1 protein-coding gene is annotated in these 1,008 nt (G+C 66.8%); it reads right to left on the bottom strand.

The features are described 5' to 3' along the window. Positions 1-81: 81 nt before the first annotated feature. A complete protein-coding gene (locus ABZZ74_RS54355) occupies positions 82-483 on the bottom strand; it encodes a hypothetical protein (RefSeq protein WP_356951477.1) in 402 nt (133 codons plus the stop codon). Positions 484-1,008: the final 525 nt, after the last annotated feature.

Here is a 1,008-nt window from a genome sequence, read left to right as displayed (position 1 = left end):
GTGACCGAATACAGTCCTCGCCCTTGTCGCCGGGACGGTGTATCTGCACCCGGTGTCGTCCGGGGACCCGGGCAGGAAACGTCAGACCGACGGTGGTATGGCAGGAAACAATCGCGCCGGCCTGCCGGCCTCGGCGGTGGCCCCATCCGCGTACAGGCGCCATGTGCCGCCGTCCAAACGCACACATGGATCGGTCCACGTCTCCGTGGCGTCCGGCACGATCATCCGGGTAGTGGCTTGTTGGACGTCGTGGATGACCACAGCGAGAACCCTGCAGCCCAGATGGCCCATAGCGAGCTCCTGTTCAGGGTGGTCCTCCGGGCCTGCGGCCTGCACCACGTAGAACCGGTCGTCGACCCAGTACCCGGACACGTCCAGCCAGGCGTCCTCCGGTAGTGGGACACCGTCCACCCACACGCCGACCTTCTCGGTCTTGTCCTTCAGGTGCACGGCCCGATGACGGTCGTCGGAGGTGAATTCCACGTGCAGCCCGGTTCCCCTCCAGCAGTCCACGAAGGAGCTACAGGCCCCCGGTACCGGGCCTATGCGGAACTCCGGAGCGTCGGCGGCCGGGCCTTCGACGGGGGGACGGCTGCAAGTCTGCGGTTCCCGGCATGGCCGGTCGATCCGACGTTCACAACCGAGCCCTATCGCCGCGCAGTCCCGCGGTGACGCTTGAGACAGCAGGGCGATGAGACGTTCCCGATAACGGCCGTCCCCCACCAGGCCGCGTAGATTGCTTGCGTTCGTCCACCACAAGAGCAGATCGACGCCCACCACCGAATGCCGCAGCCATGCCTGCCACAGATCGCCCTGAGCCTTCCACCGGTTCGAGGGCCCAGTACCAGGCAGGCTGTCCCCGGCCTTTTCATGAGGGGCACTCCTGCGCACTCTCCAACGCACCGCTCCACCCGCCCCGCCCGCTCGACACCGCCGGACAGACGCACTGAGGAATGCTGGCCGGTCGGCTCACACAGATGATAGAAGGCTGCATCGGAGCCTGAACGC

This window comes from Streptomyces sp. NPDC006476 (genome assembly GCF_040612015.1).
In the GTDB taxonomy this organism is placed as follows: Bacteria; Actinomycetota; Actinomycetes; order Streptomycetales; family Streptomycetaceae; genus Streptomyces; species Streptomyces griseorubiginosus_B.
The sequence above is the reverse complement of the archived record's forward strand: the minus strand, read 5'-3'. Positions and strand labels throughout refer to the sequence as shown.